The organism is Streptomyces sp. AC550_RSS872 (assembly GCF_019049285.1).
Taxonomy (GTDB): Bacteria; Actinomycetota; Actinomycetes; order Streptomycetales; family Streptomycetaceae; genus Streptomyces.
In genome coordinates, this window is the sequence record NZ_JAGMUL010000193.1 from 1 (window position 1) to 14,236 (window position 14,236).

The following is a 14,236-nucleotide window of genomic DNA, read 5'->3' on the forward strand; positions in this document are numbered from 1 at the left end:
GCAAGGCCCCTATCGGGACACGCCCGCTGGTCCGGCGCAGCAAGCACCGCCCGGGACCCAAGCCGACAGATCCTCAACAAGGCAGCCAGGCCAGTTGTGCCACGGGTCAGACCCCGGTCCCGGACGGCGCCCCATGAGTCTCACAGTTGTCCCAGACCAGCACGATCGGGCCGCCGAGCTGCTGGTGGGCGGTCTGGATCAGGTCGCGGTAGTCCTTCCAGGAGAAGCTCTTGCGTCCGTCGGGCCGGGCGTCCGGGCAGGGGCGGTAGATCAGCCGTGAGGATTCGCCGGGCCCTTCGAGGCCAGGGCTCTCGGCCCGTCCTGCGACCAAGCCTTGCGCCAACGCTGTACCGACCGGACGCTGACCCGCAGGTCGTGAGCGATGACCGTGTTCTCGTCGCCCTGCCTGAACCGCTCGGCCGCCTCCAACCGCAACTTCTCGCGGAAGGCTCGCCGTTCGTCGGTCAGCCCGCCCCCTTGCGCATACCTCATGCAGTCGGCATACCGCAGGGATCATGGACCGTCAGCCCATACCGACACCACGCTTTGAAACTCAGTAACCGGAATTCTGCAGCCTTTTTTCGCGGACGGCCCAACCATCTCCGATCGGTGATGCTCTAAGTAGGCGAATCACTGGCGTGCGGGGAGTGACAGCCCCGGCTCCCTGGAGGTCTGTTGAGAATGGTCGGCGACAAGGGTCGGCGCACGCGTTTCCGTGGCCGCTTGCCGGACTTTGCCAGGTTTCCGGGCGTGAAGCCCAGCGGGAAGGCCGCCTTGTTCGCGGCCGTGCTCACCGTCACCGCGTTCTGTGCCGCCGATGTCGTCGCCCGCAGCTACCCCTTCGGTCCGCGCACCCGGAGCGTCAACGACCTGGGCAACCAGTACGTGCCGTTCCACGCCCACCTGTGGGACCTGCTGCACGGCAGGGCCGACGGCGGGCTGCTCGTCAACTGGCAGTCCGGGTTCGGGTCGAGCTTCCTGCCCGACCTCGGCACATACGTCAGCAGTCCGTTCGCCCTGCTCGTGGCGGTGTTCCCGCGGGACGGCATTGATCTCGCGGTGTATGTGATCACCGTGCTGAAGCTTGCGTCGGCCGGCGCCGCCATGGCCTGGCTGCTGCTCGTCATGCGCCCCGGCCGCTGGTGGGCGGCGGGCCTGCTCGGCATGTCGTACGCCCTGTGCGGCTGGACCCTGGCGTATGCCGCGTTCAACCCGATGTGGCTCGACGGTCTGATCGCCCTGCCGCTGCTGTGCCTGGTCGGCGAATGGGCGCTGCGCGGGCGGCGCCCGGTGATCGGGGCGCTGGTGGTGGGGCTCGCCTGGATCGCCAATTTCTACACGGCGTACATGGCCACCCTGGCCGCAGGCCTGGTGCTACTGCTCCGGCTGCTGCTCAGCGACCTCCCGCGGCGGCAGCGGTTCGCGGCGGCGGGCCGCGCCGCCGGGAGCACCGTCCTCGGCCTGGGCCTGGCCGCGCCGCTGGTGACGGTCGTGTACTTCGGCACGCGGCACGCCTATCCGGGTGCGGTCCGGCAGTTCGTGCCCAGCACGACCGAGGACGTGGTCGCCCGGCTGCTGCCGACTGCGTACCGCTACGGTTCGCCGGCCTTGTTCGTGGGCACCACCGCGCTGCTGCTCGCACTCGCCCTGCCCTTCCACCGGGCGGTCCCGGGGCGGGTGCGCGCCGGGTGGACGCTGCTGGTGCTCGTGGTGACCCTGTCGATGCAGTGGGGCCCGACGCACCTGCTCTGGCACGCCTTCGCGACCCCGCAGGGCAGCGCGTACCGCCAGGCCTTCGTGGTGTGCGGGCTGCTGGTGATCGCCGCCTGGCACGCGCTGTCGTACGGCCCTCCCGGCCCGCGCGCACTGACCGCGGCGGCGCTGCTGCTCGCGCTGATCATCGCTCTCGCGAGCGGCAGCACAGGGACGCTGCGCGCGTTCACTCTCCCGCTTGCCGTGCTCGCCGCCGTGGCGGTGCACGGCGGCCTGGTCCTGCTCTGGAGGAGTAAGGGACCTGGGCGCCAGAACGGCAGGCGCCTCGCCGCGTTCGCGGCTGTCCTGCTCGTGTGCACGCAGTTCGGCGAGGCCGCGGCCACCTCCGCTGTCGACACCCGGCTGCGCCTCGCGCACATGGACGACTACGCACCCTGGGGTACCCGGCAGCAGCGGCAGTCGGAGGCTGTCGACCGGGCCGACGGCTGGCCCCGGTACCGGACCGAGCCGGGTCGCGAGCAGACCGTCGGCAACGACCCGCTGATGGTGGGCGGACAGGGCGCCCAGTACTACAGCAGCGTCACCTCCGACGTCCTCGGCCGCATGCTCATCGCCCTCGGGGACGGCTACACCTCGCGCGGCCGCAGCCCGCAGAGCCTGGACAACGCCGTCACGGACGCGGTCTTCTCTGTCGGCGCGCGCGTGCACTCCCCGCCGGACCCGCACCAGAACTGGCACCCGCAGGACGGCAGCCGGGTGACCGTGACCCGGCAGGACGCGCCACCGCTGGTGACGGTACGGCCGCCCGACGGCCGTAGCGGCGCCTCCCGCTTCGGGCCGTCGCCGTACCGCAACCAGGAACTGCTGCTGGGCTCGCGCGTGTACACCGTCCCCCGGGTCACGGTGCGTACCGCGGCTGGGAAGCCGCCGTCGCGCAGCGACGGCGCGCGGCCGGGCCTGCGCCTCGGCCGCCTGCCCCAAGCGTCCGCCGAGCGGAAGCCGACGATCACGGGCAGCTGCCGGGCCGGCGAGGAGGTGTACCTGTGGGCGCCGCACTTCCAGGGCACCGCGCGGCTCGTCGGTGCCTCCGCCCACGGGCTGACCGGACGCTTCCGGTCCGACTACCCCGTCACCAAAATCGCCGCCATGCAGCGGCTGGGCACGGTGTCGGCCTCCGGACGGTTCCGGATCGACCTGTCGCCGACCCGCACGAGCGTCGTCCCGGACGGCGCGGTCGGCTGCCTGGACACCGCCCGGCTGCACTCCGCCGTCGAACGGCTGAAGGCCACCGGCGCCACCAGGGTGAGCGTCTCCGACGGCACCGTCCGGGCCGAACTCCCCGCCGGCAGCATGGGCACCGCGGTCCTCGCGGCCCCCCGGATCGCCGGCTGGCGCTGCGCCGCGGGTGACGATCCCGCCGTACCCGCCCAGAGCTTCCACGGCCTGATCGCCGTACCCCTCGACGGTAGCGCGTCCTCTGTGACCTGCACCTTCCACCCGCCCGGGCTGCGACTCGGCGCGGTCGTCGGCGTCACCTCACTCACTGCCCTGATCCTGCTGGCCGTCGCCGGAGCCGTCCGCCGCAGACGACGGGCCGGCGACGACGACACCACACCCCTGACCACATTCCGACCACTCACGAGCGTCTGACCATCGCTCGCCGACCGCACCGCCCGCTGGGGGAGAAACCATGCTCATCTCGATCGTCACGCCCTGCTACAACGAGGAAGCCGTCGTCGCGCGCTTCCACGACGAGGTCCAGAAGGTCGCGGAGGAACTCCTTCCGCTTGGCCACGACATGGAGTTCGTGTACGTCGACGACGGCAGCCGCGACCGAACTCTCACCGTCCTGAGGCACCTGGCCCGCCTTGACGCGCGGGTGCGATACGTCTCCTTCAGCCGCAACTTCGGCAAGGAGGCGGCACTGCTCGCGGGCCTGCGGCACGCCTCGGGAGACGCCGTGGTCGTCATGGACGCCGACCTCCAGCACCCGCCCGAACTGATCGCCCGCATGGTCCACCTGCACGAACAGGGCTATGACCAGGTCATCGCCCGGCGCACCAGGACCGGCGACGGCTTCCTGCGCACCGTCACCGCCCGCCTCTACTACCGGCTCGTCAACCGTCTGGTCGACGTGGAACTGGTGGACGGCGTCGGTGACTTCCGGCTGCTGTCCCGGCGCGTGGTGGACGCGGTCCTGGAGCTCACGGAGTACAACCGCTTCTCCAAGGGCCTGTTCGCCTGGGTGGGCTTCCCCAGCACGACCTTCGAGTACGAGAACGCCGTACGCGAACACGGTCACAGCTCCTGGAGCTTCAAGTCCCTGCTCGACTACGGCCTCGACGGCATCCTCTCCTTCAACAACAGGCCCCTGCGCGCCGCCCTCTACCTCGGCCTGGGCCTGCTGCTGTGCGCGGGTCTCTACACGGCGTGGATCATCGGTGGCGCGCTCGTCAACGGGGTGCAGACGCCCGGCTACGTCACCACCATCACCGCGGGCACGGCCTTCGCCGGCGTGCAGCTGATCATGCTCGGGGTGATCGGGGAGTACACCGGCAGGATCTACTACGAGGTGAAGGGGCGCCCGCACTTCCTGGTGAAGGCGACGAACGTGGAACCGGCGAAGCCGAAGCCGGTGGAAGACCGTACGTCGGAGGACCGTACGCCATGCAGCACTGCGAAGGACCTGATTCGCTGATGCACACGGCGATTCCCGCCCAAGAGCGCCCGCTGTCGGCCCAGGTCCTCACCTTCGCCGTGGTCGGTGTGGTCAACACCGCGACGTATTATGGACTTTACCTGCTGTTCCTCATCCGTTTGCCTTATCTCGCCGCGCACATTCTTGCCTTTGCGCTGAGCATGACAGGATCGTTTTTCCTGAATGCGCGGTTCACCTACCGCACCCGCCCGACCTGGCGGAAATTCCTGCTGTTCCCTCTGACCAACGCCACCAATTTCCTTGTCTCGACGGCAGGCGTGTACGTGATCGTCGATATCCTGCACGCCGGCAACCGTTTCGCTCCTCTGATTGCCTCTGCGGCTGCGATTCCGGTGACGTTCGTCGTCTCCCGGACGATCATGCTGCGGCGATCCCTGTGATGAGGATGCCAGGTCGGTCTTCCCCGCGTGACGGTGGAAGTCAGACGTGCTCGTGCTCTTTGGGGTGCGGGGTGGGCGGCTTCGAGCAGTCGTAGAGACGGAACGTCTGGCCGGGCACCCGGGCGCAATGGGCCTGTACCCGGACGGCGTCGACGCGGCCGGGATGGGTGCGGCGCGGCGGGACCATCCCCGCGGGCGCGGGATGAGGAGAACACCGTGCCCCTCCCCGAGCTCGGCCCGGGATCATCCCCATGAGCGCGGGGATGGTCCCAACACAGTTACGGCCGTGTCGGTGGCTTCCCGCGCGGCGTGGTCGCGGGCGTACTGCTGGGCTCGGCTGAAGGGGAGGCCCGCGGGGAGCTGGGTACTGACGGAGTCGATCCGGTGGCAGTCCTCAAGATCGAGCACGCCGTAGCCGACCAGTCGCCAGAGCGTGTCATGGCTGAGTTCACGTTCCTGCAACAGCTGGTGTTCGCGCCCTGGTTGGCGCTGGTGAGCGCGGCGGGTCATGCGGACGCAGCTGTGGCCGGCAGGCCGGTCGGCCTTGCGGTACTTCGGAGCCCGGACGCCGGTGCCGCTGCTGTTCCCACCTGCCGCGGGCACTGCTCGTCCCGGCGAACCTCGAAGCCGCCGCCGACGAATGAGCTACGCCCCGGACTGCCGCCCGCGACCAGCACGAGCACCAGCAGTCGAATCACACCATCGCGCATGGCCCGACGTCAGGCGGCCCGGGTCCGGTCCGCATTTCGGTGATCGCCGGGAACCCGGGCACGCTTTGCCGAGCAGCCACGGTGTCAGGCCGTCCGGATCCGGTCCCGCACCTCCGGCCGCGCCTCGAACCCGGCCGCCTTGTACGTGGCGATGCCACCGGCGTTGGAACTCGGCGTGCAAACGCGCACGCTCGACGAGCCCATCTCCCGCAGCGCGGCCGCCCCGGCCACAGTGATCGCCCGGCCGTAGCCGCGACCACGGTGGTCCTCGTGTACGCCCATCGGCTCGACCAGCCCCGGCTTCCCCGGGCCGGCCGACCACACCGTCACCACCGCCGCCACGTTGCCCTGGTCGTCATAGGCACCCAGGCAGCGGGCGTCTGCGTAGAACGGTCCCGCCGACATCGCGTGCCAGTACTCGCGCGTAGGCCTCGAGGTGTTGAACGCCGACCGCAGGACGTCGGCGAAATCCTGCGCCTGCTCCGGGCCGATCGCCCTGATCCGCACGCCGGGGTCCTCCACCGGCTCCGTGAGGCCGCGGAAGAGCGGCGTCCACGGCTCGTCAACGCCCCAGCCCTCCTTGGTCAACAGGTCGTGAAGCAGCAGGCCCAGCGGCGCCTCGATCGACACCGCTCCTTCCGGCAGCACGCCGCGCTCGGGCAGCGAGAAGTCCTCGACGAGCCGCCGCGCCAAGTCCTCGTCCTGGAAAGCGTCCGGAGCGACCGTCATCCGCACCAGCGTCGGCGAGTCCAGCATCCCGACCGCGACGATCCGTCCGTTCCGGCTCCAGGTCCGGACCGCCGCGGCCGTCTCGGCCGTTCCCAACCGGTGGTTCCAGCCGATGTCCCCCGAATGCAATTGCATCGGCGCTCCGTCGTACTGCCATTCCCGCAGCGCGGCCATGGCCTCGCGCACCCCGTCGACAGCCGGCGTTCCGAGCACAATCGTCATAGCCGGGATCAGACACCCCCTCCCGAAGGTCCGCAACCGATTAACCGACCCAGTCGTGCTCCCGCAGCGGCCCGACTGAGTGGCAGGGCCTCGATTCCGATGTGCGGCCCGGGGAGTCCCCTGGCCGTGCTCGGGCCGAACGGATCGGGCAGAGCCGGCCTCATGGACGCGCGCCACCGGGTCGGCGGCAGCTGTCCACCGGCACCGCTCACGGTCCCGGGCGGTCCGGCCCGGCAGGGGCAGCGGCACGTATGTCCCGCGGGCTCGCGCCGAGTTCACGGTGGCAGGCCTTGTTGAAGGCCTGGAGATCGGCGATGCCCACGGCCGCGGCGATGGCGGTGATGGACAGGGTGGAGGACAACAGGAGGTGGCGGGCGCGTTGGAGGCGTCGGTGCCGGATGTACGACACGACCGTGCGGCCGGTTTCGGCACGGAACACGCGTGTCAGGTGTGTGTGGGAGATTCCGACGGCGCGAGCGACGTCCGGTACGGACAGCGGGCCGGCCAGGTGTTCCTCGACGTAGGCCTGTGCGGCGGCCACGAAGGGGTGGCTGCGCCCGGCTCCCTCGCCCCTCGGCAACTCGGCGATGCGCCACAGAGCGGTCCAGACCTCGGCCGCGGCTCGCGGGGGAGACGTCGGCATGGCCGTCACGGCGTGCCGGAGCAGATCGGCCAGGCGGGTGCTCTCGGCCGCGGCGTCCTGCATCACCGGCACCACCCATGCGGTTCCGCCGTCGTGCAGCCGCAGATGGACGTAGTAATGCTCCGACCTGCCCCGGTAGTGGAAGTGCACCTCCGTGTCCGGCGGCACCAGGCTGACGTGGCCGGGGCGTATGGGGTGGACCGACTGTCCGAGGGACAGAGCACCCTCGTAGTTGTAGAGGTGCAGCTGCCACAGGTCGGGCAGCCGGAAGACGTCGTGGGCGGTGGAGACACCGTGCACCGCGATGCCGGCACCGACCACGGTGGGCGCCTCGTCGAGGCGTAGTGTCGCGTGTTTCACGAGGACGGAAAACTACCAGCACTGGACGATTTCAGCCCACGACCGAGCCGGACGGGCCACGTACGTTCGTCGCATGTCAACCAGCAAGCAACTCCTGACATCGGTTCAGGTGGCGCGCTTCGTCGCGCAGGGTTTCCTGCGCCTGGACGGGGTGGTGCCGCAGGAGATCAATGAACGGGCCATCGCGGCCCTGACCGAGGGCCTGCCGGAAGTGCCCTACGGCACTCCGCTGGGCGGGGCGTTCGCGCCGGACACCTTCGTCCACGAGCTGCTCGCCCTGCCGGTCGTCGCAGGCGCTGTCGAGAGCCTGGTCGGCCCCGAGCCGACCGTCGACCACCATGCCGTGCATGTGCGCGAGCCGCACGAGGGACAGGCGCAGAACCTCCACGGGGACGCGATCATCGACGTGCGGCCGGATGCGTTCGACATCCAGCTCATGTACTACCCGCACGAGGTGACCGCCGAGATGGGCGGCACCCTCAGTGTGCCCGGAAGCCATCTGCGCAGGATCAACGAGACGGACGTCGGACGCGTCCAGAACCTCAGGGGGCAGACGCGGCTGACCTGTCCGGCGGGCACGGTCGTCCTCGTGCACCACGGCATCTGGCACAGCGGCCGCCGCAACGACACCGCGCACCGTCGCTACATGTACAAACTCCGCCTCAACCCGACCGTGCCGCAGGTGCGTCTGTGGGACGTCTCCGACCTGCACGACCCCGCGGTGACCGCGGAACTCAACACGCACTTTCCTTGGTACGAGTGGGCCACGGGCCGACTGGAGATCTACAACCGGGTCCTGCTGTGGCGGGCCCTGACCGGTGACGACTCGTTCGATGTCGAGTACTGGGTCACGCGCGTCAGCAACCGGCCGGCCCTGAGGAGCCACGCATGAGGCAGCAGGTTCTGGTCCTCTATCTCGCGACGTCGGCGCTCGATTCCGTCGTCGTCGGCTGGTCCCGGTACGACGGGACCGGCACGACCCATCCGACGACCGGGGACAGCGACGAACCGCCCTATCCCACCGGGCTGGCCGCCCTGCACGACGGGTGGCGCCTGTTCCAGGCCTCCCAGCTGCTGCCGCCCCAGTCCGGTCACGAGTACGACGTCTCCTTCCTCAAACACGAGTTCTTCTTCGAGAAGCTGGAGGACGACTCTCGTCCCTGACCTGGCGATGGAACGGCTGCCGCCGTCCGGTGGGTGGCGTAGCCGCAGGGCCGAGGCCGGTCCGCCTCCTTCTCGGGCGCGGTCGGCCTCGGCCCGCAGCGCGTGGTAGTCCGCGATGGCGGCTTCGGCACCGGCGCCGCTCAGGCCGTAGCGGCTTGGGCCCGCGCCCGAGCGGCCCCGGATCAGTAGCCGTAGATCATCTTGTAGGCGACCTCCGGGAGGAACTGTCCGGCCGAGGAGCCGGTTCCCACGCCGCAGTTGCCGTCGGACTCCCCCGGGACCTTGATCCACAAGAGCATCTCGGCGCCTCCGCCCAGCTGGGTGGGGGTGCCGATACGGCGGCCCGACGGGTTGCACCACTGGCCGTTGGAGCCGTTGCCGTTGCGGCTGGTGTCCACGACGAACGGCTTGGTGTAGCCGTAGCGGGAGCTGAGTTCCCTGTTCACGGCGGCCCCGTACGCGGTGTTCTCGGCCGTGGTGAGGTAGTTGGAGACGTTGAGCGAGAAACCGTGGGCCTGCCGGAGGCCCGCCTCGTGCAGGCGCCGGGCCATGGTCGCCGCGCTCGCCCAGGCCGGGTTGCCGGCGTCGAGGTAGACCCAGGTGTTGGGGGCCTGACGGTTGAACTCGGCGAGCGCGCCGGTCAGCATCCCCTCGCGTTCGTCGATCTGGGCCTGGGTCATGCAGCCGTAGTCCCCGAGGGAGTCCGGTTCGAGGACCACGACGGCCGGGCGGGCGGCGATCCCGCCCGCGAACTGGGCGATCCAGTTCGCGTAGGCGGACGGCGAAGACGCTCCGCCCGCGGAGTGCCCGCCGCAGTAGTCGCGGTTGTAGATGTTGTACGCGACCAGGATGGGCAGCTTGTCCCGGGCGTCCGCGGCGCCCACGTACGCGCCGGTGGCGGTGCCGATGGTGCCGCTCCAGGAGCCGAACCAGCGGGCCGTGGGGACGTTGGCGATGGAGGCGTTGATCGCGGGCGTCCGGCCGTCACCGGGGTTGGCGGCGGCCCACCGCTTCGCGCTGGAGTCGGGGTCCACGTAGAACCCGTTGGTCATCGTCGTCGGGTCGGCCGCGTGAGCGGACGGGGCGGCGACGAGTGCCAGCGGAAGTGAGGAGAGTGCCGCCACCAGGGCGAGGAGTCTGCGGCGCATGACGGGTACCTCGGCTTTCTGACAGGGATGCGTCCGAAGGTCGGTGGGGAGCATGGGGGAGCGCTCCCATCTGAGGCGAAGCGCTCCCCACGGCACGGTCGGTCAGCAGGTCGAGTTGGTCAGCAGGTCGAGTTGGTCTGGGTAAGGAGGCCGAGCCGCCACGGGAGGAGGTTGTAGTCGCCGCCCGCGTTGGGGTTCATGCCCTGGTAGACGTACTGGAGCCGACAGGCGGGAATGGTCAGTGTCTGGTCGTGACCGGCACGAATCATCTCGCCGTGGCTGATGTCCCTGGTCCAGGCTCCCGACGGGAAGGCGACGTTGTTCGACCGGGCGAACGGGTTGCTCTCGGATGCGGCCAGCGGTGTCCAGGATCCGGCCAGGCTGCCCGAGGTCCAGGAGCGGAAGTAGCGTCGGCCGTCCGATCCGATGGCTTCGACGAGCAGCAGATACTGGTTACTGCCCTGCACCTTGTACACGTTGCTCGCTTCGAACAGGGCGTACTTGGAGTCCTGGGCCGCGATGACGGTGTTGGTGAAGCCGTTCGGGAACTGGCCGACGGTCGTCTGCGAGCGGTACAGGTGTCCGTTGTCGTCGGAGGAGAACAGGTAGCAGTTGGCGCTGTCGCAGATCACCCACATGTCGACCCAGTGGCCGTTGCCGATGTTCTGCTTGATGATGTCCGGCATCGACGAGTAGAAGTTGCGCGGCGCGCTCCACCCGTTCGGGTTGCTGATGTCGGGGTTGGTGGAGTACGAGGCGTTGCCGGTCTGGTACACGAGGTACCACAGGCGTTGCGGCGCGTAGTAGAAGACCTGCGGTGCGGCCCGGTACCCGCGGCCGATGGCACTGCGGTCCAGGTAGTGGTGCGTGGCCGAGCCGGCCTGGGACCAGTCGCTGAAGTTCAGGTACACCAGGTTGTATCCGGAGGAACTGGCGACGCTCGCGAACACGTGGTACTTGCCGTTGTACTGGACGACCGTCGGGTCCTTGATCCCGGCGACGTTGTGGGTCGAGTCCGGCTTCGGCGAGATCAGCGGGCCACCGGAGCTCCATGAGTAACGGCCGGGCAGAGCAGCGGCGTTGGCAGCGCTGCGCGGGGCGGCGGGCGTGCTGCGAGTAGCGGCGGGCGTGCCGCCCAGCGTCGTCAGTACCGCGTTGTACGCGGGCTTCTTGTTGCCGCCCCGGTCGAACAGCAGCGGGTTCTCCGTTGCCCGCCAGGAGTCGCTGTCGCGGATGCCCCAGACCGTGATGCCGGTGCACCGCGCGACGTTCATGCAGGCCCTGACCGTGTTCGCGTACGCGGTCGGCGACGCCTGCGCGATGTCCAGTTCGGTGATCTGCACGTCCACGCCGAGGGCGGCGAAGTTCGACAGCGTGCTCTGGAAACTGGCGGGCGGGCCGCCGGTGCCGAAGTGGGCCTGGAGGCCGACGCAGTCGATGGGCACGCCGCGCGCCTTGAAGTCGCGGACCATGCGGTAGACGCCCTGGGTCTTGGCGTCGCTCCAGTTCTCGATGTTGTAGTCGTTGTAGCAGAGCTTGGCCGCCGGGTCGGCGGAGCGCGCGGTGCGGAAGGCCTGCTCGATGAACCCGTTGCCCAGCACGTCGCGGAAGACCGAGCTGCGGAGCTGGCCGCTGGGGCCGTCGGCGAAGGCCTCGTTGACCACGTCCCAGGAGTGGATCCGGCCCTTGTAGCGGTTCATCACGGTGGTGATGTGGTTGTTCATCACGCCGCGCAGTGTGTTCGCGTCCCTGATGGAGCTGACCCAGCCGGGGAGTTGGGAGTGCCAGACCAGGGTGTGGCCGCGCAGGCGCTGACCGCGGGCCTGCGCGCGGTTGGCGATCTGGTCGGCGGGGCCGAAGTTGAACGAGCCGCGGGAGGGCTCGGTCGTGTCCCACTTCATCTCGTTCTCGGGGGTGACCGAGTTGAACTCACGGTCCAGGATGCCGGTGTACGTGCCGTCGCCGAGCCGTCCGGCAGCCACGGCGGTTCCGAAGTAACGTCCGGACTGGGCGGCTTGGGCGCCCAGCGTGGAGGCTTTGACGCCGTCGGGCGCACCGGTCGCGGTCCCGGGCGTCACCAGGATGACCGCGGCCAGGAGGGCTGACACCGAGGCTCGGCGACGGCCGAGCCGCTTCAGCGGGTTCATGGTTCTCCTCGTTCAGTTGGGTGGGGGGATGGGGGTGCGATCCTCCGTTCGTTCAGGGCGTGGACAGCTCGAACCGCGTGACACGGACCGCGCCGCCGAGTGCCTGCGTGGCGTGGTTGAAGAGGGCGAATCGGTAGCCCATGAAGAACCGCCAGTCGTTGCCCATGGAGAAGGCGGGCCCGAGGCGGGTGAAGGTGGTGCCGTCGGTGCTGTAGGAGAAGGTGCCGGGGCGTGCCGCGCCGGGGCGGATGTCCGCGTTCGCGCGCAGCCAGATCCGACCGCCGGGGGCGGGCGCGCTCGCGACCTCGGTGCCGGTGCCGGTGGTGTTCCAGTTGCCGTCCATGGTCAGCCCGTTGACCATCACCACCCGTGTCGTGCCGCCGACGCGTTTGAGACCGATCCAGGCGGAGGAGTCACGCAACAGCGCGAGTCCGGCCCGGTCGCCGTCCCGCATCGCGGAGTGGTCGAGCTGGACCGTGGCGGTGGAGGTGGGGCCCTGGATGCGGTGGGTGAGGGTGTTGCGGGCCCAGTACAGGTCGTTGGTGACGGTCGCGGTCCGCAGGGTCAGGCCGTTGTCCACCGACCACTTGGTGTTGTCCGGGTTGTGGTTCCACTCCCACCTCGGTTTGAGGGTCGTGCCGTCGAAGGTGTCGACGCCGATCAGGGGAGTGACCTGGCGGGGTGGAGTGGGCACGGCCGGGCTGGGATACGAGGTGCCCCATGCGCCGTTGACGAGTTGCACGACGGGCCAGCCGTCCGAGGTCCAGGTGACCGGCGCCAGGGCAGGCATCCGGCCACCGGGGTACGCGTCGACGAAGGCCATGTAGTACCAGGCACCGCTCTGCGTCCGCACCAGCCCGCCCTGGTGCGGGACACCGCCGCCGGGGATCGGCCCGCGCAGGTCGAGGAGGACCTGCCGCATCGTGTACGGACCGAAGGGGCCGCTCGACGACTTCAGGATGTACTGGCCGTTCGCGGGGCGGGTCAGGAAGATGTAGTACTGCCCGTTGATCTTGTAGAAGCGGGCGCCCTCAAGGGTGCCGACACTCGGCGGTGTGGTGAACACCTGCTGCGTGCGGACCTGGTTGCGGCCGTCGGGCGAGAGCTGGGCCACGCTGATGGTGGTGTTGCCGTACGCCACGTAGAGGGTGTCGTCGCTGTCGACGAGCAGTCCTGCGTCGTAGTAGGGGGTGCTGATCGTCGTCAGCCTGCTCCACGGCCCCTCGACGGCGGTGGCGGTGTAGACGTACGTCCGGGCGAAGTCGATCTGGCCGAGCCAGTAGAAGGTCCTGTTGCTCGGACGGTAGGCCAGCGATGACGCCCAGATCCCTCTGACATAGCCACGGGCACCGTTCAGGTCGTACTTGGCGCCGAAGTCGAGGACGGGGACCGAGTGGCCGGCGATCTCCCAGTTCACCAGGTCGTACGAACGCAGGACGGGTGCGCCCGGCGAGTAGTGCATGGTCGAGGCCGACGCGTAGTAGGTGTCGCCGACCCGGATCACATCGATGTCCGCGAAGTCCTGCCAGATCACCGGGTTCGTGTACTCCGCGGCGGCCGTGAGGGCCGACTCCTCGGCGGGAGTGGAGGCGGCAGTGCGGGAGGCTCCGGCCAGAGGAAGGAACGTGCCGGTGACCAGGCCGGTGGCAGCGGCCAGTGCCTGGCGGCGAGGCATGTATTGATGAGGGCATGACATATCCATGTGTCGCTCTCCCTGTGCGGCCCGGCCGATGTGGTTGGCGCGTCTGTGCGGAGTGACGGATCGATCCGGCGAGTTCGTTATCTCGAACGCAGATCGGTTTGTCGAGCATCCTGGATGATAGGAGGCCGTTGGATCCCGTCAATACCTCTCGCATGATTCGCATGCTTCATCGAAACATTCGGAGCTGAGTGTGCCGGGTCGCTGCGGGTCGGTTGTCCGGATATCGCAGATCAATGCGTCCATTTTTGATTGTCGGCGGTCGTGGGGGGAGTCTCGACGGTTGATGGTGTTGACATGTCGAGGTGCCTCTCTAGTATCCGTGAGGCCTGACTTTCCGAATGGCATCCGAAATTGCGAACCCCTGAAGAACCCTCTTCTCAAGTGTCATGGACGTGACACCATGGAAGGAGCCCGGTGCTCAGACGACTGCTCCACCTCTTCGCGACCGCCGCGCTGACGGTCACCGCAACTGTCACGGCCTCCGCCCACTCCACCGCTTCCGCCGCGCCGGGCAGCCCGGCGCTCACTCCGCCGCTCGGCTGGAACAGCTGGAACAGCTTCGGGTGCGGGATCACCGAGGCGCAGGTCCGCCAGGCCGC

12 protein-coding genes and 2 pseudogenes are annotated in these 14,236 nt (G+C 69.2%); 6 read left to right on the top strand and 8 right to left on the bottom strand.

Annotated elements, in window-relative coordinates:
• Window positions 1–133: 133 nt before the first annotated feature.
• Both KUM44_RS39890 and KUM44_RS39895 read right to left on the bottom strand, forming a co-directional pair.
• A pseudogene (locus KUM44_RS39890) lies at window positions 134–331 on the bottom strand (hypothetical protein); the annotation flags it as partial.
• Window positions 271–492 carry a helix-turn-helix domain-containing protein gene (locus KUM44_RS39895; protein ID WP_254390799.1) on the bottom strand — a complete coding sequence of 74 codons (222 nt, stop codon included), beginning with the start codon at window positions 490–492 and terminating at the stop codon, window positions 271–273. The pseudogene KUM44_RS39890 and the gene KUM44_RS39895, both read right to left, overlap by 61 nt.
• Before the next feature lie 258 nt (window positions 493–750).
• Between KUM44_RS39895 and KUM44_RS39900 the strand changes: the two genes are divergently transcribed.
• Genes KUM44_RS39900 through KUM44_RS39910 form a run of 3 tightly spaced genes read left to right on the top strand, consistent with a single transcriptional unit; the run spans window position 751 to window position 4,812 of the window.
• Window positions 751–3,363 carry a YfhO family protein gene (locus tag KUM44_RS39900; RefSeq protein WP_308402828.1) on the top strand — a complete coding sequence of 871 codons (2,613 nt, stop codon included), beginning with the start codon at window positions 751–753 and terminating at the stop codon, window positions 3,361–3,363.
• 40 nt (window positions 3,364–3,403) lie between these two features.
• Window positions 3,404–4,411 carry a glycosyltransferase family 2 protein gene (locus KUM44_RS39905; protein ID WP_217214664.1) on the top strand — a complete coding sequence of 336 codons (1,008 nt, stop codon included), beginning with the start codon at window positions 3,404–3,406 and terminating at the stop codon, window positions 4,409–4,411.
• Entirely contained in the window at window positions 4,411–4,812 is a 402-nt protein-coding gene (locus tag KUM44_RS39910; RefSeq protein ID WP_217214665.1) for a GtrA family protein, read from the top strand. Before KUM44_RS39905 ends, KUM44_RS39910 begins: the two co-directional genes overlap by 1 nt.
• A 243-nt stretch (window positions 4,813–5,055) precedes the next feature.
• Here KUM44_RS39910 and KUM44_RS39915 read toward each other — a convergent pair whose 3' ends face one another.
• From KUM44_RS39915 to KUM44_RS39925, 3 genes are all read right to left on the bottom strand, one after another.
• Entirely contained in the window at window positions 5,056–5,415 is a 360-nt protein-coding gene (locus KUM44_RS39915; protein ID WP_217214666.1) for a hypothetical protein, read from the bottom strand.
• Between the two features lie 191 nt (window positions 5,416–5,606).
• Window positions 5,607–6,473, bottom strand: a complete 867-nt coding sequence (locus tag KUM44_RS39920; RefSeq protein WP_217214667.1) for a GNAT family N-acetyltransferase — start codon at window positions 6,471–6,473, stop codon at window positions 5,607–5,609.
• Between the two features lie 208 nt (window positions 6,474–6,681).
• The gene (locus tag KUM44_RS39925) at window positions 6,682–7,476 is read right to left on the bottom strand and encodes an AraC family transcriptional regulator (protein ID WP_217214668.1); all 795 of its coding nucleotides are present in this window, start codon (window positions 7,474–7,476) and stop codon (window positions 6,682–6,684) included.
• 73 nt (window positions 7,477–7,549) lie between these two features.
• Between KUM44_RS39925 and KUM44_RS39930 the strand changes: the two genes are divergently transcribed.
• Entirely contained in the window at window positions 7,550–8,368 is an 819-nt protein-coding gene (locus tag KUM44_RS39930; protein ID WP_217214669.1) for a phytanoyl-CoA dioxygenase family protein, read from the top strand.
• Complete coding sequence (locus tag KUM44_RS39935; RefSeq protein WP_217214670.1) at window positions 8,365–8,640, top strand: hypothetical protein; 276 nt, start codon at window positions 8,365–8,367, stop codon at window positions 8,638–8,640. Before KUM44_RS39930 ends, KUM44_RS39935 begins: the two co-directional genes overlap by 4 nt.
• A 182-nt stretch (window positions 8,641–8,822) precedes the next feature.
• Here the strand turns inward: KUM44_RS39935 and KUM44_RS39940 are convergent, their stop codons facing one another.
• The 3 genes from KUM44_RS39940 to KUM44_RS39950 form a co-directional block, all read right to left on the bottom strand.
• Complete coding sequence (locus KUM44_RS39940; protein ID WP_217214671.1) at window positions 8,823–9,788, bottom strand: glycoside hydrolase family 6 protein; 966 nt, start codon at window positions 9,786–9,788, stop codon at window positions 8,823–8,825.
• Between the two features lie 119 nt (window positions 9,789–9,907).
• On the bottom strand, window positions 9,908–11,935 hold the full coding sequence (locus KUM44_RS39945) for a non-reducing end alpha-L-arabinofuranosidase family hydrolase (RefSeq protein WP_217214672.1): 2,028 nt from the start codon (window positions 11,933–11,935) through the stop codon (window positions 9,908–9,910).
• Between the two features lie 52 nt (window positions 11,936–11,987).
• Window positions 11,988–13,610, bottom strand: coding sequence for a family 43 glycosylhydrolase (locus KUM44_RS39950; RefSeq protein WP_254390800.1), 1,623 nt, complete (start codon window positions 13,608–13,610; stop codon window positions 11,988–11,990).
• A gap of 441 nt (window positions 13,611–14,051) precedes the next feature.
• Between KUM44_RS39950 and KUM44_RS39955 the strand changes: the two are divergent.
• Window positions 14,052–14,236, top strand: a pseudogene (locus KUM44_RS39955) (alpha-galactosidase); the annotation flags it as partial.